The organism is Flavobacterium psychraerolatum (genome assembly GCF_025960985.1).
Lineage (GTDB): Bacteria > Bacteroidota > Bacteroidia > Flavobacteriales > Flavobacteriaceae > Flavobacterium.
Map to the genome: position 1 here is coordinate 18946 of NZ_JAOQMX010000008.1, position 19493 is coordinate 38438.

General features: G+C 34.6%; 19 protein-coding genes and 4 tRNA genes. All 23 read right to left on the minus strand.

What is annotated here, in order from left to right:
- Positions 1-233: 233 nt before the first annotated feature.
- Positions 234-4046, minus strand: coding sequence for a DNA-directed RNA polymerase subunit beta (rpoB, locus tag M2326_RS04815; protein ID WP_264618420.1), 3813 nt, complete (start codon positions 4044-4046; stop codon positions 234-236).
- A 275-nt stretch (positions 4047-4321) separates the two neighbouring features.
- Positions 4322-4690, minus strand: a complete 369-nt coding sequence (rplL, locus tag M2326_RS04820) for a 50S ribosomal protein L7/L12 (protein WP_264618421.1) — start codon at positions 4688-4690, stop codon at positions 4322-4324.
- Positions 4691-4781: 91 nt separating this feature from the next.
- The gene (rplJ, locus tag M2326_RS04825; protein WP_264618422.1) at positions 4782-5300 is read right to left on the minus strand and encodes a 50S ribosomal protein L10; all 519 of its coding nucleotides are present in this window, start codon (positions 5298-5300) and stop codon (positions 4782-4784) included.
- Positions 5301-5322: 22 nt separating this feature from the next.
- Positions 5323-6012, minus strand: coding sequence for a 50S ribosomal protein L1 (rplA, locus tag M2326_RS04830; RefSeq protein WP_264618423.1), 690 nt, complete (start codon positions 6010-6012; stop codon positions 5323-5325).
- Positions 6013-6025: 13 nt separating this feature from the next.
- The gene (gene rplK / locus M2326_RS04835) at positions 6026-6463 is read right to left on the minus strand and encodes a 50S ribosomal protein L11 (RefSeq protein WP_264618424.1); all 438 of its coding nucleotides are present in this window, start codon (positions 6461-6463) and stop codon (positions 6026-6028) included.
- A gap of 66 nt (positions 6464-6529) precedes the next feature.
- Entirely contained in the window at positions 6530-7081 is a 552-nt protein-coding gene (gene nusG / locus M2326_RS04840; protein WP_264618425.1) for a transcription termination/antitermination protein NusG, read from the minus strand.
- Between the two features lie 8 nt (positions 7082-7089).
- Complete coding sequence (secE, locus tag M2326_RS04845; protein WP_264618426.1) at positions 7090-7287, minus strand: preprotein translocase subunit SecE; 198 nt, start codon at positions 7285-7287, stop codon at positions 7090-7092.
- Positions 7288-7307: 20 nt separating this feature from the next.
- Positions 7308-7378: transfer RNA gene (locus M2326_RS04850), tRNA-Trp, on the minus strand.
- Positions 7379-7431: 53 nt separating this feature from the next.
- On the minus strand, positions 7432-8619 hold the full coding sequence (gene tuf / locus M2326_RS04855; protein ID WP_264618427.1) for an elongation factor Tu: 1188 nt from the start codon (positions 8617-8619) through the stop codon (positions 7432-7434).
- A 53-nt stretch (positions 8620-8672) separates the two neighbouring features.
- Positions 8673-8744 (minus strand) — tRNA-Thr (locus M2326_RS04860).
- Positions 8745-8807: 63 nt separating this feature from the next.
- Positions 8808-8888 (minus strand) — tRNA-Tyr (locus M2326_RS04865).
- A 46-nt stretch (positions 8889-8934) separates the two neighbouring features.
- Positions 8935-9008: transfer RNA gene (locus tag M2326_RS04870), tRNA-Thr, on the minus strand.
- Between the two features lie 91 nt (positions 9009-9099).
- On the minus strand, positions 9100-9402 hold the full coding sequence (gene hpf / locus M2326_RS04875; RefSeq protein ID WP_264618428.1) for a ribosome hibernation-promoting factor, HPF/YfiA family: 303 nt from the start codon (positions 9400-9402) through the stop codon (positions 9100-9102).
- Positions 9403-9428: 26 nt separating this feature from the next.
- Entirely contained in the window at positions 9429-10349 is a 921-nt protein-coding gene (locus M2326_RS04880; RefSeq protein WP_264618429.1) for a tyrosine-type recombinase/integrase, read from the minus strand.
- A 246-nt stretch (positions 10350-10595) separates the two neighbouring features.
- Entirely contained in the window at positions 10596-10790 is a 195-nt protein-coding gene (rpsU, locus tag M2326_RS04885) for a 30S ribosomal protein S21 (RefSeq protein ID WP_264618430.1), read from the minus strand.
- A gap of 328 nt (positions 10791-11118) precedes the next feature.
- A complete protein-coding gene (locus M2326_RS04890; protein WP_264618431.1) occupies positions 11119-12258 on the minus strand; it encodes an acyl-CoA dehydrogenase family protein in 1140 nt (379 codons plus the stop codon).
- 16 nt (positions 12259-12274) lie between these two features.
- The gene (locus M2326_RS04895) at positions 12275-13156 is read right to left on the minus strand and encodes a ComEA family DNA-binding protein (RefSeq protein ID WP_264618432.1); all 882 of its coding nucleotides are present in this window, start codon (positions 13154-13156) and stop codon (positions 12275-12277) included.
- Between the two features lie 32 nt (positions 13157-13188).
- Complete coding sequence (locus M2326_RS04900) at positions 13189-13347, minus strand: hypothetical protein (protein WP_264618433.1); 159 nt, start codon at positions 13345-13347, stop codon at positions 13189-13191.
- Positions 13348-13430: 83 nt separating this feature from the next.
- A complete protein-coding gene (locus tag M2326_RS04905) occupies positions 13431-15101 on the minus strand; it encodes an SLC5/6 family protein (protein ID WP_264618434.1) in 1671 nt (556 codons plus the stop codon).
- 40 nt (positions 15102-15141) lie between these two features.
- Entirely contained in the window at positions 15142-15369 is a 228-nt protein-coding gene (locus tag M2326_RS04910) for a PspC domain-containing protein (RefSeq protein ID WP_264618494.1), read from the minus strand.
- A 100-nt stretch (positions 15370-15469) separates the two neighbouring features.
- A complete protein-coding gene (locus M2326_RS04915) occupies positions 15470-16750 on the minus strand; it encodes a DUF2851 family protein (protein WP_264618435.1) in 1281 nt (426 codons plus the stop codon).
- 56 nt (positions 16751-16806) lie between these two features.
- Positions 16807-17289: a 3'-5' exonuclease gene (locus M2326_RS04920; protein WP_264618436.1), complete on the minus strand. Its 483-nt coding sequence runs from the start codon at positions 17287-17289 to the stop codon at positions 16807-16809.
- A 199-nt stretch (positions 17290-17488) separates the two neighbouring features.
- Positions 17489-19426, minus strand: a complete 1938-nt coding sequence (locus tag M2326_RS04925) for a putative porin (RefSeq protein WP_264618437.1) — start codon at positions 19424-19426, stop codon at positions 17489-17491.
- Positions 19427-19493: the final 67 nt, after the last annotated feature.

Below are 19493 nucleotides of genomic sequence, written 5' to 3' on the forward strand. Positions count from 1 at the left end.
GCAATTAAAAAAATTGATTTTGGCACTTCCACAGTATTACTGTAATATTACCTACCTCGGATTACTTCTCTAAACTTTAAACTTTTATTAAAGTGCTAATTATAAAAAAAATTAATATAAAAAATCGGAACGGTTGACCGGGCTAAATCCTAAAAACATATATTCTTTGTAAACAGCTTCAGTCTCAGCATTCAATTTTAAACTGAATACTGAGACTGTTACTGCAAACTTTATTATTCTTCTAATCGAATGTCTAATCCTAGACCTTTCAATTCATGCATCAATACATTGAATGATTCAGGTAAACCTGGTTCTGGCATAGACTCTCCTTTTACGATAGCCTCGTAAGTTTTAGCTCTTCCAATAACATCATCTGATTTCACTGTTAAGATTTCACGAAGTGTACTAGACGCTCCATAAGCCTCAAGTGCCCAAACCTCCATCTCTCCAAAACGCTGACCTCCAAATTGAGCTTTACCACCCAATGGTTGTTGCGTAATCAATGAGTATGGTCCGATAGAACGTGCGTGCATCTTATCATCAACCATGTGTCCTAATTTTAACATATAGATCACACCTACTGTTGCTGCTTGATGGAAACGTTCTCCTGTACCACCATCATAAAGATAAGTATGTCCAAAACGAGGAATTCCAGCTTCGTCAGTCAATTCATTAATTTGGTCTAATGAAGCTCCATCAAAAATTGGAGTAGCATATTTTCTACCTAAATTTTGACCAGCCCATCCAAGTACCGTTTCATAAATTTGACCAATGTTCATACGTGAAGGTACCCCTAGTGGATTCAATACAATGTCAACAGGTGTTCCGTCTTCCAAGAAAGGCATATCTTCATGACGAACAATACGAGCAACAATACCTTTGTTACCGTGACGTCCCGCCATTTTATCACCAACTTTCAACTTACGTTTCTTAGCAATATATACTTTAGCCAATTTCAAAATTCCAGCTGGCAATTCATCTCCAACAGTAATGGTGAATTTTTCTCTTCTAAGCGCACCTTGTAAATCGTTCAACTTAATTTTATAGTTATGAATTAAATCATTAACCATTTTATTAGTTGCGTCATCAGCTACCCATTGACCTTTGCTTAAGTGAGCAAAATCTTCAACAGCATAAAGCATTCTTTGAGTGTATTTTTTACCTTTTGGTAAAACTTCTTCACCCAAATCATTCATTACACCTTGCGATGTTTTTCCGTTTACAATTAAGAAAAGTTTTTCGATTAACTTGTCTTTCAATTCTGAAAACTTAACTTCAAAATCCATTTCAAGAGAACCTAAAGCATCTTTATCTTGAGTACGTTTACGTTTATCTTTTACTGCTCTTGCGAACAATTTTTTATCCAATACAACACCATGAAGTGATGGAGAAGCTTTCAATGAAGCATCTTTCACATCTCCTGCCTTATCCCCGAAAATTGCACGAAGCAATTTCTCTTCTGGAGTAGGATCAGATTCTCCTTTTGGTGTAATTTTACCAATTAGAATATCGCCAGGTTTAACCTCTGCACCAATTCTAATCATACCGTTTTCATCTAAATCTTTAGTAGCCTCTTCAGAAACGTTAGGAATATCATTCGTTAACTCTTCGTTACCCAATTTCGTATCTCTTACTTCTAATGAGTAATCATCTACGTGGATTGAAGTAAAGATATCATCACGAACCACTTTTTCAGAAATAACAATCGCATCCTCAAAGTTATATCCTTTCCATGGCATAAACGCTACTTTAAGGTTACGACCTAAAGCAAGTTCACCATTTTGAGTAGCATACCCTTCAGACAATACTTGACCAGGTATAACTCTGTCCCCTTTTCTTACGATTGGTTTCAAGTTGATACTTGTTCCTTGATTGGTTTTTCTAAATTTAATTAGATTATATGTTTTATCATCTGATTCAAAACTTACCATTCTTTCTTCTTCAGAACGATCGTATTTGATTGTGATAATATTAGCATCTACATATTCTACAGTACCATGCCCTTCAGCATTGATCAATACTCTAGAGTCAGAAGCAACTTGACGTTCAAGACCAGTACCTACAATTGGAGCTTCAGGACGTATTAATGGAACGGCCTGACGCATCATGTTAGATCCCATCAAGGCTCTATTCGCATCATCATGTTCCAAGAAAGGAATCAAAGATGCAGATATAGAAGCGATCTGGTTTGGTGCAACGTCTGTATAATGAACTTCTGATGGAGTAATTACTGGGAAATCACCTTCCTGACGTGCAATTACAAAGTCAGAAGTCATTTTTCCTGAATCATCCATTTCGATATTTGCTTGCGCAATCATCATACCTTCTTCTTCTTCAGCAGATAAGTAAATTGGAGTAGATACTAAATCAACCACACCTTCAGTTACCTTACGGTAAGGTGTTTCAATGAATCCCATCCCGTTTACTTTAGCATAAACACCTAGAGATGAAATCAAACCAATGTTTGGTCCCTCTGGAGTTTCAATAGGACACAAACGTCCGTAGTGCGTATAGTGAACATCTCGAACCTCAAAACCAGCTCTCTCTCTCGAAAGTCCACCTGGTCCTAGGGCAGATAATCTTCTCTTGTGTGTAATCTCAGCTAATGGATTCGTTTGATCCATAAATTGGGACAACTGGTTCGTACCAAAGAAAGAGTTGATAACTGATGATAATGTTTTCGCATTAATCAAATCAATTGGTGTAAACACCTCGTTATCTCTAACGTTCATTCTCTCACGAATAGTTCTCGCCATACGTGCTAAACCAACACCGAATTGTTGAGATAATTGTTCTCCAACTGTTCTAACACGACGGTTTGATAAGTGGTCAATATCATCAATATCTGCTTTCGCATTAATCAATTCAATTAAATACTTCACGATAGTTATGATATCTTCTTTGGTAAGCACTTGCTTCTCCATTGGGATATCCAACTGTAATTTTTTGTTCATTCTATAACGACCTACTTCACCTAAGTTGTAACGTTGGTCAGAAAAGAACAATTTATCTATAATACCACGAGCAGTTTCTTCATCAGGCGGTTCTGCGTTACGCAATTGTCTGTAGATATGCTCAACAGCTTCTTTTTCAGAGTTTGTTGGATCTTTTTGTAACGTGTTATGGATGATGGCATAATCAGCTTGATTTGCATCTTCTTTATGTAACAAAATAGATTTAACGTTAGAATCGATGATTTCTTCCACATTATCTTTATCGATAATTGTATCTCTATCAAGGATTATTTCGTTACGTTCGATAGAAACTACTTCACCAGTATCTTCATCTACGAAATCTTCATGCCATGTATTTAATACACGAGCAGCCAATTTTCTACCGATATATTTTTTAAGTCCTGTTTTAGAAACTTTAATTTCTTCTGCAAGGTCAAAAATTTCAAGAATATCCTTATCTCTTTCGAAACCGATTGCACGGAATAAAGTTGTAACAGGTAATTTTTTCTTTCTATCGATATAAGCGTACATTACACTATTAATATCTGTAGAAAATTCTATCCATGAACCTTTAAAAGGAATTACTCTGGCAGAATATAATTTTGTACCATTTGCATGAAAAGATTGACCAAAGAAAACCCCTGGTGATCTGTGCAATTGAGAAACTACTACACGCTCTGCTCCATTGATAACAAAAGTACCACTTGGTGTCATGTAAGGAATTGTACCAAGATAAACATCTTGAACAATAGTTTCAAAATCTTCGTGTTCTGGATCTGTACAATATAGTTTTAGCCTTGCTTTTAAGGGTACACTATGTGTTAAACCTCTTTCTATACATTCTTGAATTGTATAACGTGGTGGATCTACAAAGTAGTCAAGGAATTCCAATACAAAGTTATTTCTTGTATCTGTAATTGGAAAATTTTCCATGAAGGTGTTATAAAGTCCTTCATTGCCTCTTTCATCAGATTTAGTTTCTAATTGAAAAAAATCTTGAAAAGATTTAACCTGAACATCAAGAAAATCTGGATATGCAGGAATATTTTTAGTAGAGGCAAAATTCAATCTTTCGGTCTGATTTGTAATCATCAATGGACAAAATTTTGATTATAAAAGTAATTGTTTTGTACAAAATAAATATTTTATACTTTTCTTTTACAGCCATTACATCTTTAAAAATCAATTTAGGATAACTACTTTCTTATTATCTGTTAATTTTTTTTCCTCGTAATGGGTAAAATGAATTTAATATCAAAAGCTATTATATAATAATACAATCTAGGCTTTTGTTATACGAAAAAATGGTTTAGGTCTTTAGGTGATTAAACCCAAGACCTAAACCTTATTTTTTAAACCTAGTTTAACTATTTAAGTTCAACTACAGCTCCAGCTTCTTCTAAAGATTTTTTCAAAGCTTCAGCTTCGTCTTTAGTTACACCTTCTTTAACGTTACTTGGAGCGCTATCAACTACATCTTTAGCTTCTTTCAAACCTAAACCTGTAAGTTCTTTTACCATTTTCACAACAGCTAATTTAGAAGCACCAGCTTCTTTCAATACAACTGTAAATTCAGTTTGAACTTCTTCAGCAGCTTCTCCACCACCTGCAGAAACTACTACAGCTGCAGCAGCTGGTTCGATTCCGTACTCATCTTTTAATATTGTTGCTAATTCGTTAACTTCTTTAACAGTTAAGTTAACTAATTGTTCTGCGAATTGTTTCAAATCTGCCATTTTTTCTATCGTTTTAAAATGATTTGTAAAATTATATTTTGTTTATTGTGCGCTTATTTAATAATATAAACAGAGAGAATCTCTATAAATATTAAGCTTCTTCAGCCTGAACTTCTTCAGCTTGCTCTTCTCCAGCGAATTTGTTTTGAAGTGCAGCGATAACTCTTTGAGCTGGTGATTGAAGTAATCCAATAAGTTCTCCAAGTAATTCTTCTTTAGATTTAATTGTAGCCAACATATCTAATTGGTCGTCTCCAATATAAACTTCAGCATTCACATAAGCACCTTTTAAAACTGGCTTACCTGATTTTTTACGGAAATCCTTAATGATTTTACCTGGAGCATTAGCTACATCTGAAATAAAGATAGCTGAATTCCCTACCAATACAGAAGGTAATTCACCATAACTATTTTCAGAAGTTTCCATTGCTTTTGCAAGTAATGTATTTTTTACAACTTCTAATTTAATACCTGCTTTATAACAAGCTCTTCTCAAGTTTGAAGTAGTTTCTGCATTTAATCCAGAAATATCTGCTACATAAACAATATTTGTACCAGCTAACTGTGCAGTTAATTCTTCAATCGCGATTGATTTTTCTTCTCTAGTCATACTAAAAATTATTAACTACCAATTATACTGCTTTAGGATCCAACGCAATTGCTGGACTCATAGTGCTTGTAAGGTGCATACCTTTAATGTAGGTACCTTTAGCAGCAGTTGGCTTAAGTTTGATTAATGTTTGAATAATTTCGTGTGCATTGTCATAAATTTGCTCAGCTCCAAAAGAAACTTTACCAATTCCTGCATGTACGATTCCAGTTTTATCAACTTTAAAGTCGATTTTACCAGCTTTCACCTCTGCAACAGCTTTAGCAACATCCATTGTTACTGTACCTGTTTTAGGGTTAGGCATTAAACCTCTAGGTCCTAAAATACGACCTAATGGACCTAATTTACCCATAACTGCTGGCATAGTGATGATAACATCAACATCTGTCCAACCGTCTTTTATCTTTTGTAAATAGTCATCAAGACCAACATAGTCTGCACCAGCTGCCAAAGCTTCCGCTTCTTTATCTGGAGTAACCAATGCTAATACTTTTACATCTTTACCAGTACCATGAGGTAATGTTACTACACCTCTTACCATTTGATTCGCTTTTCTTGGATCTACACCCAATCTAATTGCGATATCAACAGACTCATCAAATTTTGCAGAAGCAAGAACTTTAATCAATGCAGATGCATCTTTTAAAGAATATAACTTGTTCTTATCAATTTTTGAAGCAGCCTCTTTTTGCTTTTTTGTCAATTTTGCCATGTCTTTCTCTTAATTAAAAAGGAGCGTCTCCTGATACAGTTATACCCATAGATCTAGCTGTTCCAGCAATCATACTCATCGCAGCTTCCATTGTGAAAGCATTTAAATCTTGCATCTTGTCTTCAGCAATAGCTCTAATTTGTTCCCAAGTAACACTAGCTACTTTTTTACGATTAGGCTCACCTGAACCAGATTTTAGCTTTGCAGCTTCCAACAATTGAACTGCTGCAGGAGGAGTTTTAACGACAAAATCAAATGATTTGTCTTTATACACAGTAATTTGTACTGGGCATATTTTGCCAGGTTTATCTTGTGTTCTAGCATTAAACTGCTTACAGAACTCCATGATGTTTACCCCAGCAGCTCCTAAAGCAGGTCCAACCGGTGGCGATGGATTCGCAGCACCTCCCTTAACTTGTAGTTTAACTACCTTACTAATTTCTTTAGCCATTTTTTAAAAATTTAACATAACAAATTGTGGAAGCAATTGTTATGATTTATTATAGTGTAACAAAAATTATACTTTTTCAACTTGCATAAAACTCAATTCTAATGGAGTTTTTCTTCCAAAAATCTTAACCATTACTTCAAGTTTACGCTTTTCATCATTAATTTTCTCAACAGTACCGTTGAAACCATTAAATGGACCATCAATAACTTTGATTGTTTCTCCTAGAGTGAAAGGAATTGCATGATTATCAGTATTAACTGCTAACTCATCTACTTTCCCTAACATTCTATTTACCTCTGAAATTCTTAATGGAACTGGCTCACCTCCTTTAGTTTCACCTAAAAAACCAATTACAGATGTAATAGATTTAATAATATGAGGAACCTCACCTACTAGATTTGCTTCAATCATTACATAACCAGGAAAGTAAACTTTTTCTTTTACCAACTTCTTTCCGTCCTTTACAGTAACTACTTTTTCAGTAGGAACAAGAACTTGAGAAACATAATCTTCCATCCCTAATCTAGTGATTTCAGTTTCGATATAAGCTTTCACTTTATTCTCTTGCCCACTTACCGCTCTAACGACATACCATTTTCTTAAATTATTCTCTGCCATGTCAAATATTAAGCTTTAATCCAATTAAAAAATCCTGCTAATGCTTTTGCAAAAACTTCATCTACTCCCCATGTCGCCAAGGCAAACAATACTGAAAAAACAGCCACCACAATAGTTAGTCGCTGCACCTCAGCCCATTCCGGCCAAGTTACATTTGATTTTAATTCTTCAAATGCTTCTGAAATGTAATTAACAATTTTTGCCATTAGATCTAATTTTTTTATAGCACGGGCGGAGGGATTCGAACCCCCATCAACGGTTTTGGAGACCGCTATTCTACCCTTGAACTACGCCCGTAGAATTAACCAGCAACAACATAAGAAGTTGCTGGTTATATAATTTAATTTGAATTATGCTACAATCTCAGTTACCTGACCTGCACCTACAGTTCTACCACCTTCACGGATAGCGAAACGTAATCCAACATTCATTGCGATTGGGCTTAACAAAGCAACATTGATTGTTAAGTTATCTCCTGGCATTACCATCTCTACACCTTCTGGCAAAGTAATAACTCCTGTTACGTCAGTTGTACGTACGTAGAACTGTGGACGGTAGTTGTTATGGAATGGAGTATGACGTCCACCTTCTTCTTTTTTCAAGATATAAACCTCAGCTTTAAAAGTATTGTGTGGTTTTACTGAACCTGGCTTAATAATAACCATACCTCTTTTGATATCAGCTTTATCAATACCTCTTAACAATAACCCAACGTTATCTCCTGCTTCACCTCTATCAAGGATCTTACGGAACATCTCAACTCCTGTAATAGTAGAAGTTAATTTTCCAGCTCCCATACCGATGATTTCAACTGGATCTCCAGTATTAGCAATACCTGTTTCGATACGACCTGTAGCAACAGTTCCACGACCAGTAATTGTAAATGAATCCTCAACTGGCATCAAGAAAGGTTTTTCAGTATCACGTACTGGCTCTTCGATCCAAGCATCAACAGCTTCCATCAATTCAAGAATTTTCGGTACCCATGCAGCATCATTATTCAATCCACCTAAAGCAGATCCTTGAACAACTGGACAGTTATCACCATCATATTCATAGAAAGACAATAAGTCTCTGATTTCCATTTCAACAAGTTCCAATAATTCTTCATCATCAACCATATCCACTTTGTTCATGAATACAACCATTCTAGGAATACCTACTTGACGACCTAATAGGATATGCTCACGAGTTTGTGGCATTGGCCCATCAGTTGCAGCAACTACAAGGATAGCACCATCCATTTGAGCAGCACCAGTAACCATGTTTTTTACGTAATCGGCGTGACCTGGACAGTCAACGTGAGCGTAATGACGATTAGCTGTTTCATACTCTACGTGAGATGTATTAATTGTAATACCTCTTTCTTTTTCTTCAGGAGCATTATCAATTTGATCAAAAGATTTCGCTTGACAGTAACCAGCATCAGATAACACTTTAGTTATTGCAGCAGTTAATGTAGTTTTTCCGTGATCTACGTGTCCGATTGTACCAATATTTAAGTGTGGTTTCGAACGGTTAAAGGTTTCTTTTGCCATTTTACTTAGATTTTAATCTTTATTAATTTATTAGTGTTCAAAATTTTTTATTGAGCCAACTACGGGAATTGAACCCGTGACCTCTTCCTTACCAAGGAAGCACTCTACCTCTGAGCTAAGTCGGCAGAGAAATCTCTTTTTCAAGCTTAAAGTAACATAATCAACTTTAAACTCAAAACTTTCTTTCGTGGGGAGAGCAGGATTCGAACCTGCGAAGTTCACACAGCAGATTTACAGTCTGCCCTCGTTGGCCGCTTGAGTATCTCCCCTCTTTTTTATCTTATTACAATCTTTCAAAAACCTCAGTTTCATTAGAGCCGGCGGAGGGACTCGAACCCACGACCTGCTGATTACAAATCAGCTGCTCTAGCCAACTGAGCTACGCTGGCAATTCAATAAAAAAGTCCGCTATTTCTAACGGACTGCAAATGTATAGATTTTATCTCTGAATTAAAACATTTTTTTTAATAAATTTTCAAATTATGCTTGACTTCGTGTTTTTTCCTTCGTTTTAACTAGTAAACGCCCCAAAGAACCTGACGAAAGATCTATCGCCTCCTCAAAAGACTTACATTGTTTCTTTACCAAAAATTCATTGCCAGGTACATTTACCTTCAGCTCAACAATTTTATTTTCTTTATCACTAGTCTTAACGACTTTCAAATAAACATCAGAAGAAACTACTTTACCATAATATCGCTCCAACTTATCCATTCGCTCTTGAACAAAATTAACTAATTTTCCATCAACATTAAAGTTGACTGCATGAATACTTACCTTCATAATCAAAACTTATTTAATAGTTAAACTTAAAATTGCTCTTTATTCCTTGGGTGCGATTTCTGATACACTTTTTGAAGCTCTGATAAGCTACTATGTGTATACACCTGAGTCGACGCCAAACTAGAATGCCCTAACAATTCTTTTACTGAATTCAAATCTGCTCCATTATTCAATAAATGAGTAGCAAAGGTATGTCTTAACACATGAGGACTCTTTTTTACCTTCTCTGAAGCTTGACTAAAATACGAATTTATCAACCGATAGACAAGTGAATTATTCAACTTTTCTCCTTTTTTTGTTAGAAAAAAATAATCACCCTCTACAACCTCTCCCAAGCACATCCTTTCCTGCTTATACCGCTCCAAAGACTCCTTAACAGCAGGCAGAATCGGAACCAACCGCTCTTTATTACGCTTACCAAGCACCTTAAGCGTATTATTCAACAAGTCGACATCTACACACTTTAACTGAATCAATTCTGCCCTACGCATTCCTGTCGCATAAAACAATTCTACTATCGTATAGTCGCGGATACCTTCAAAACCCGTCCCCACCTCCATACCCTCCAATACAGCATTCATTTCTTTCTCAGAAAACGGAATCTGCAACGTCTTAGGAACTTTCAATGATTTATGTTTTAACATAGGGCTCACCTCTATCTGTTTTGTCTTTAACAAAAAACGATAGAAAGCCTTAAGCGAAGCCGTTTTTCTATTCACAGTAATCACCGACAAACCCTCCTCTACCAACGACACGATCCAAGATCGAATTTGACTATAATTAACCAAATCAATACTATCCTGCTCAAAATTCATACAATTAAAAACTTTGAAATTTAGTAAATCAGCCTCATATGCCATCAAGGTATGAATAGAATAATTCTTCTCTTTCTGTAAATAATCCTTAAAAGCGATGATAGTTGCATCCATAAAAATAAAAAAAACCATTAATACCCAAAGTTACTAAACTTTAGACATTAACAGTAACTATCCAAAATAACATATACTGTTATTTTTTTTATCAATAAAAACATTCACAAACTCATACAAAATAAATACCAACCTAATGCACTTACTATCAACAACCAACGAGAGAACTAACTAAAGAAAGAAGAGAGAAAAAATAGAAACAAAAAAAATAGCATTGAAGTTAAAACCTCAATGCTATTCTTATTTATTTCTATCAAGAAACTACTAACTCTCTAAACCATCTTTCATGTTTTGAATGTAAGCTGCTTTCTGAATTTTGATTCTATTTCTAACAGAAGGCTTGATAAAAGCTTGACGAGCTCTTAATTGACGCACTGTTCCAGTTTTATCAAATTTTCTTTTATAGCGCTTTAGTGCTCTATCGATATTTTCCCCGTCTTTAATTGGTATAATTAACATAATTTTGACACCCCCTTTCGTTAAGTACGCAAAGGTAATCATTATTTTGAATTGACCAACCAGAAGGTTAAAAAAATAAAAAAATATCTAATAGCTTATTATTTTATGAGAATAAAAGTACCCTCCTCCAATAAAACAAAATAACCTTACACTCCTTTTGCGTGAGGGATCAAAGCGGCATCCTTTTGTGAAGCGTTAGCGGAACAAAAGATACAGCGAAAAACCCGACCCGTGTTTTTTCTCACGGGTCACGCCCAATAGAATACATCATAAAAAAAGGAGTTAAAACGACGTTCTAACTCCCTATATATTATGGTTGCTCTATTATTTATTTCAATATATTTCGTGTAATCACTACTTTCTGAATCTCGGTAGTACCTTCACCTATTGTACATAACTTAGCATCTCTATAAAATTTTTCTACTGGAAAATCTTTAGTATATCCGTATCCTCCGTGAATTTGAATGGCTTCGTTTGCTACTTTACAACATACTTCAGAGGCATACATCTTGGCCATCGCCCCCATTGTAGTAACTGGTCTATGTTGTTGTTTTAAGAAAGCAGCTTTATGTAATAATAATTCCGAAGCTTCTATTTCAGTCACCATATCAGCAAGTTTAAATGAAATACCTTGAAAACTACTAATTGGTTTACCGAATTGGTGTCTTTCTTTAGAATACTTCAAAGCAGCTTCATAAGCTCCTTTAGCAATCCCTAGAGATAGTGCTCCGATAGATATTCTCCCACCATCTAAAACTTTCATGGCTTGAATAAAACCATCACCAACTTCACCTAAACGATTTGCATCTGGAATACGACAATTATCGAATACTAATTCAGCTGTTTCACTGGCACGCATTCCCAATTTATTTTCTTTTTTCCCAGAAGTAAAACCTTCCATTCCTTTTTCGAAAACGAAAGCTGTCATTCCATGAGAGTCCCCTTTTTCACCGGTACGTACAATTACTACAGCCACATCACCCGAAACAGCATGTGTTATAAAGTTTTTGGCTCCATTGACAATCCAGAAATCACCCTCCTTTTTTGCAGTTGTATTCATTCCACCGGCATCAGAACCCGTATTATGCTCCGTTAAACCCCAAGCACCAATATACTCGGCTGTGGCTAATTTTGGAATCCATTTTTTCTTTTGCTCTTCGTTTCCAAACATCAAAATATGATTGGTACATAATGAATTGTGAGCTGCTACAGATAATCCTATGGAAGGATCGACCTTTGAAATCTCTTCTATAATGGTAATATATTCATGATACCCTAAACCAGAACCACCAAGCTCCTCAGGAACTAAGACCCCCATAAACCCCATTTCTCCCAATTTCTTGAATAAAGGGACAGGAAAAGTTTGTGCTTCATCCCATTCCATTATAAACGGACGTATGTTTATTTCTGCAAAATCTCTTATGGATTGCGCAATCATTGACTGCGTTTCGTTATAATCAAAGTTCATCGTAAAGCTTTTGTGTTTAGAAGGTCAAATATAAGGCTATAATATTGGCTTTTTCAATAGACAAGCCTTTAATTTTTGTTAAATCACTTGCATTTTTAAAATCTCCATTCATGCTCCTGCAAGTCACTATTTCTTTCGCTAAAGAGTATCTAAAATATGGAAATTGAGCAATTTCTTTAACGGAAGCATTATTAATATCTAATTTTCTGAAAGTAGGTTGGCTTGAAACTTTAAAACTCACATTCAATTTAGTTATTACTTCTGGCGGTAACCCCCAAATATCTTCCATTTGTTGCATGGAAACAAAACCTCCTAAGCTTTCTCTAAATATAATAATTCGATCAGAGTATCCTGCTCCTATTCCATTTATCCTCATGAAATCTTCCGCACTTGCAGAATTCACATCTAAAATTGGAATTTTTCCTTCTGTAGCAAAAGTTTTTTTTTCATATTTCACAAAACCTTTAGTATCTTTTTTATGAGTTACCCAATCTGGAAATTTAAAAAAAGGGGACAAAATAGCAAGTAAAGAATCTGACACTTTAGTTACATTTTGAAAATCGGCAGCAGAATTTACATATTGGTTTGTTCTCCTGAATGCCAATAAGCGATCAATTTCTTGAAGAGACATACCTAATTTATAACCTTTGTAATCTGTTATAAAATTGGGATTATAAGGTTTGAGTTCATAACCATAAACAGTTGATGCTCCTTTCAGTTTATCAATATCTGCTTGTAAGGTCAACCACTGTACTTCGACATTGGACTTTGTCACTTCAGCAGTATGATTCACACCAAAGAACCATGCTGTTTGTAAACCTACAACAAGAAGTATTAACACAAAAATCCCATTTCGCTGTTCTTTGGAAAACTGGAAATAGGATTTTATAGGATTCATATTTTTAGATCTTTATAATTTACATTCAAAAACTATTCTTTTGGCTGCCTATCAACCACGTCATCATTCTCAGAAAAAGAGTCTGGCTCTTGCTTGGGTTTAATGGTTAAAACTTTATAAAAGAAATATACTGCGAAACTAACCACAACTCCCTGTGTCGTCACCATCATTATTAAAGCTTCTGTATTCATACTACTAATGTATTATTTATTTATCAAATGAGATGTAGAATTAAAATACATCTCAATTTAATTACTTTATTATTATAATGTTTTTATAACGTAGCTCTACCTTCTCTTTTTCTTTTTAAATAAGCTAAATAGACTAAGCTACAAATAAAAAGAAATAAGGATACTAATAAAAGTCTAGCCGAATTAAGATAGAAAATCTTATCCTCCAATTTGGTAATTAGCGCAAGATCTGTTGTAGCAGCAATCTCCTCTCTAATACCAGCATGCATCACTTTTTTGATAATCGATCCGTTATCTAATACCCAAGAATGACCCGAAAATAAATTATTCAAGTTTCCAGACCAATCATTATCTTTTGGCTTAAACAATGAACCTACAAAGATGATGATCAACATCATTGGCGTAATATATTTTATAATAAACTTATAAATAATTGGTACTTTTATATCTGCTCCACTTGTAATTGCTGGCCAACCTTTTTCCAAACCGAAAACCCACGAAAACAAGATGGTTTCAAGCATTGCAAAAACCACTAAGCTAACTGTTCCTGCCCAATAGTCATATTCATCAAAAACACCTTCTTGAAAATAAATAACCGTTGGCAGCCCTAAAATCAAAGCAATTAAACCAAAAGACCAAGCTCCTTTATTTTGATTCCAGCCAAACTCATCACGCATGAACCCAATCCAAGGTGTACCCATTGCAAGTGATGAAGTAATTCCTGCAAAAAACAACAATCCGAACCAAAGGACTCCAGCTATAACCGCAATTACACTTCCCCATTGTTGAAATAAATAAGGCATTGTTTGAAATGCCATACCGAAACCTGCATTTTGAATTACCCAATCCAAACCTAAATATCCAGCAGCAATTGGAATAACAATTAAACTCCCAAGAACTACCTCTACAAACTCATTCATAAACCCTGCAGAAACTGCATTCAAGGCAACATCATCTTTTTCGTCCAAATAAGCAGCATAGCAATGTACTGTACCCATCCCTACCGATAAAGTAAAGAATATCTGACCAGCCGCAGCCATCCATACTTTTAAATCTAACAACGAACTATATTGAGGAGTCCATAGAAAATTAAGGCCATCCCAAGCATTAGCATCCGGAAAAATATCCGAAGCTCCTGATGTTCCCAAAGTCAAACCCTTGATTGCCAAAATAGCCCCGAATAAAATCAAAAGAGGCATACCAATTTTGGCTACTTTTTCTATCCCTTTCAATCCCTTAGATAAAATATAGGTGTTAATTACCAAACAAATAATATAAAAAAATACTGACTCATAAGGGATTCCTGTTGTAGAATGTTCAATATCTACGTAATCACTAAAAAAAGTGGCTACGTTGGCCTGACTCATCCCCTCAAAAGTACCAACCAGCGAGTGATAGACATACGACATTGTCCAAGATTCGATATAACAATAATAGGCAGCAACAGCCATATTGGTAAATATACCAAAAACACCTATGTACTTTAATACCCTACCTTTGACCATAGAGTCCAAAATATAAGGAGTACTATGATTACCGAACTTACCTCCAAATCGTCCCGAAGACCATTCTATAAAAAGTAACGGAATACCCATAATCAAAAAACAGATTAGATACGGAATGATGAAGGCTCCCCCACCATTTTGTACTGCTTGAACTGGAAATCTCAAAAAATTACCCAAACCAACAGCATTTCCTGCCATTGCTAAAATTAAACCTACACGTGAACCCCAAGCATCTGATTTTTCAGCCAAAATATTTTTATTATGATTAGTATTGATTAAAAAAAGTGATCTATAAGTCGAAAACAGAACTGCGTTTGGCGCGTATCAAATCTTTCAAACGAATCCAAAATGCTAGGATAAGATATACTCCAAATCCCAAACCTACCGTAACAAATGAGATGTAAATAAAAAAGAGTCGAACACTGTTGGCTCGCATCCCCAATTTATCAGCTAGACGAGAAGAAACATGAAAGCCATGTTTTTCCATGAAGAATTTAAGGTGTAGAATTGCTGACATCATTTTCACTAATTAAAATTCATTTCCAGTGACTTTACTGAATGAATTTAACATTTTGGTTACTTTTTTGTGTAAAACTACAAAAAAAATGAATACTCCATTAAAAGACACCCTTTGTTTTCAACAAGTCTACCCCAATAGCACATTCTAAGCATTTACTTTTCGTACAATATTCGTTTTTCAATTGTAGTAAAGACTGTGAATCATAAGCATTTTGTGATTTTATTCCGAATGAAGTAAATTTATCCAAAATACTATTTTTTTCTGCTTGAACCTCAGACAACAGTTGAATCAAATTTTCAGCATTCTCTACCCCTAGACTTTTAGCATAAGCAAATTTCAAAGGGATGATTGTATTGATAATTATTAAATCTATAAAAGAGTGTGATAGTCTTTTATTCTTCTTTGGACTTTGTTTATCAAAGTTGTAATGATCTTGCCAATAAGTGGTTGTTTCTATTTGCAATAAATCATAAACCTGTTGAACGGTATTTAAACTAATGATTTTTGAAAACAAGTTTTGGTGCAAATGATACAAATTGGATAACTGTGACAACCGAATAGTTGGAAAATTATCAGGTCTATGTTTAAAAAAAGCAACCGGAATTGTATGTGAATTATCAATTTGGTGTTTATGTAGCAAATAATAGTATCGGAAATTGAGGTCTTTATAATAATTATCTTCTTTATCTGAATCTAGCAGCCCTGCAGTTCCAAAAAGGAGACATTCTAAGTTTTCTACTTCAAAACTTTCTTTTCGGATAATTGAAAAAGGAATAGCTTCTGTTATTTGTAAAAATGCTTCACCATTGGTATTGAGACCAAAATTCTTGCCTAGAAGACGAAATAAAACGCACTCCCAATCATTATTGGTCTTTATAAGTAATTCATGAATAAGTTGTGACTTGCGCTCCAAGCGTTCAAAAAACAAGCGTTCTTGCCAATTTTGAAGTACAAACGGATCGATTGCTTTGAGTTCTTTTTCACAAAATATCCAAGATTTGGGAGTAAGCAAAGATTGATAATTATTCAAAGTACTTTTATCCACATAATTTTTGAGTTCCAATACTGGAATCTCACTATTATCTAGTCTAAAAATAGCAGCATCATGTTCCCATACTACATGTAAAATCACACTATCATAAGCTTGATCACGTTCATGATGATGTGCATACCAATCAGATGATTTGATATGAATCTCGACATTACCAGCCCACTTTTGATTACCAATAGTTATTTGTGCATTAAAAAAATCAGGTCCTGACAATTCTAAATAGTGCCCTTGGTGGTGAATGGTTACTAGCTGTTGCTGTGTAGTATGAAGGTCAAGCGTGTTAAACTTTTTATACTTCCAGAGGTAATGTAAAAAATCTTCTTTCATAGTAATAGCCTTTTAGACAGTAACTAAAGTAAGAAATATTACTATACCAAATAAAACTATTTCAACAGATATAATTTGGCACATGCTCTAGCGTCTGAAAGTGCTTCATGATGATTGAGCTTAATATTCATCGCACGACAGCAATCACTTAACTTAGTCGGTTTTAAACCTTTGGCTTTATAAATTTTCACTGTACACTCCCAACGTATTCCAATATTGAGCTCTTGATAATCAAAGCCATATAGAGCCATTGATTTAATCAAAACATTTCGGTCAAAACTCTCGTTATGAGCAACCACCACTTTATTTTGCAATCTTTTTTTGATTTCGGGATATACTTGTGCAAATGATTTTTCATTTACTGTATCACGTGGATAAATACCGTGAACTTGGATAGTAAATGGACTGTACACATTATTGGGTGGTTTGATTAAGGTAACAAACTCATCGGTAATGACACCATTTTCTACGGTTACAATCCCTACAGAACATGGATGGAAGGACGTTGCAGTTTCAAAATCTATAGCAGTAAAGGTCAATGTAAAATATTTTAAATTTAAAAAGGTTTGATTATTATTTTTTACAATTCTCCAATAGGAGAAAGGTTTTTCTCTCTAGCCCCGATCGCAGCAAAGTATCCTTTTATAGTGTGATGCGTAGCTAATCACCTTATAAAAGATACTGTGTAGAGCGGGACACATTTTCTTGAAAACGCAAATTTTATTGCTCCTGAAAGTATTAATTGAAAAAATTCCATACCAGTCCAAAACGAATAGCCATATCGCGAAAAGGTGTGTTTGGTGCAGAATAAAAGTTATTACCTGAAAAAGAGGAATTAAAATGTTCTGCTTTTAAATAAATGCGGGTTCTTTGAATTTTTGCATTTACAAAGAAATCCAAATTGGGATAATTCCCAATTTGTTTTTGATTTTGCACAAAAAATTCTCCTATAACAGGATTATAATCGTTTGCAAAATAGTTAGTAAAATAATTCAAGACAATTCCAGTTTGCAAAAACAAAGCTTTCTTGAAAAAGTAATTGGTGTAATATATCGTATTACGAGTTACGATTTCGGGAACATTGAGCACTGCATCATCCTGCCCTACCTTTTGGTATAAAATAGTATTATCAAAACCAAATTTCCCAAACTTAATATCCTTACTAACCTTCAATGAAATATAGTTAATGGTTTTATTATACTGTTCTGGTGAAATAATTTGCTGTGTAGTACTTGTTGCTATATCTTTGAAATACAAATGATCGTTGAGCGTTAACAATGTTAGAGAAGCATTTAACCAAGGTGTCACAGCATTGGCCGCAAGACGATTTATCTTTTCGTTATTAAAATTTTTACTCCAATTGTAATCAATGAAACTACTTTGATATAGGTTATAATTATCTGTAGGTAACTTATTAATGTTTTGGTACTGAAAATCAAATTGAAAATCATCATTCAAATCTAATTTCATTTTAGCATCAAGATTAGAAAGTGATTGATTGGTAATTGACCTAGAATAAAGAAATTTACCCTTCCATTTATTTTTTCGATAGTCGTATTGTCCACCGGCTGTATTGATATTTCGTGTTAACGAAGCTGGAATAACAGTTCCATCTGCTTTAATCAAAATTCTATAATAGTAAAAATTACTTCGGAAATCATCTACAAAAAACTGGAACTTCCCTAAGGTTGTATTCTCATAGGATAGTCCTACTTTATTATACATTTTATTGTAATGCGTTTGATCTTTGATATCAGCCGTTACAAATGAATCTCCAAAACGATTTACAGTTGTAGTTCCTATGGTTGAAGCAAGAGTTGGTTGCTTGTACTCAAAGAACTTATTTTCGTAGTTAAACTGGTGATGAAGATAGAGATTATTTACTCCTTTTGAAGGATTAATTTGAAAACTATGATCTACAAAAACACGTTTACCTTTTAAGAATGACTCAGCATCTGTCAAATACACTTCCAAACTTTGACGTACACTAAAATCGGGATCTTTACTTTCAAAATCTGAAATTGTTGTAATCCCACCGTTTTCTTCATTCAAGATATCTTGAGAGACAAAATGTGCATTGGCAATATATCGCTGATTCTTGGAACTGTAACTAGTTGTGAATCTAAAATGACCTGAATTGGCAAACTGATTAATGTATTTTCCCTCTGAACGAATACCTTTATAAGCAATAGAAAAGTTAAGTCGTGGATGAATGTTTAGCGAAAAATAAGAATCTACTAACTGTCCTTTTCCTATAATCGAATTAAAAAACAACTCGGTTACTGGAGTTGCTACCGATGCATATCTTACTTGCCCTGCTTCAATAAAGCTAAAATGCTTCCCTTTTAACCCCATTTCTGGATAAGGTGAAAAATCGGTTAAGCTATATTGTAAGGTATTATATGTTTGCCCTTCATTTGGAAATGCCAACAATCCAAAAGTGTCTTTGCGTAGATAGTTATGACTGTACTCACGTTGAATTGTAAGTGAGGTATCAATATAAGTAGTATCACGCTCCAAAGAAACAAAACGATACATATCGATTGTCGCTACTTTGGTAGTATCATTAGGGTCTGCTCCTTGATCCACAAGACTCTTTTTGGGAGCCTCTCCTCTTGGTTCTTTTTGAGCAAACAACAAGGTAGGCAATAAACATAAAAAAAAGAGTATTCTCATTTGGACAACTGATTTGGCAATTTTTGAATTGATTAATAATTGGGTCAAAGGTAATTGATAAAAAGCT